This is a genomic window from Pseudomonas sp. I2 (assembly GCF_040984075.1).
In the GTDB taxonomy this organism is placed as follows: Bacteria; Pseudomonadota; Gammaproteobacteria; order Pseudomonadales; family Pseudomonadaceae; genus Aquipseudomonas; species Aquipseudomonas guariconensis_B.
The window spans coordinates 1-255 of sequence record NZ_JBCGFQ010000272.1 but is presented as its reverse complement, the minus strand read 5'-3'; the positions used below and the strand labels follow the sequence as shown (position 1 = coordinate 255).

Sequence of the window (255 nt, the reverse complement as noted above, 5' to 3'; positions counted from 1 at the left end):
TGACTTCGTTGTCCAGCAGCTTGGGCGTGGTCCCCGAGGAGATCAGCGCGTGGAAGCCGGACACCGCGCCACAGGCGATGGTGATGAACAGGAACGGGAACAGGGTGCCCTTCCAGACCGGGCCGGTACCGTCGGTGAACTGGGTCAGGGCCGGCATCTTCAGCTCCGGCGCGATGATCAGGATACCGATGGCCAGGCCGACGATGGTGCCGATCTTGAGGAAGGTCGACAGGTAGTCACGCGGCGCCAGCACCA

Annotated in this window: 1 protein-coding gene; it reads right to left on the bottom strand. The window is 64.7% G+C overall.

The annotated features are described in order from the left end of the window. Positions 1–255: carbon starvation CstA family protein (locus WCE05_RS26580; RefSeq protein ID WP_368816914.1), on the bottom strand; the 255-nt coding region annotated here is incomplete at both ends.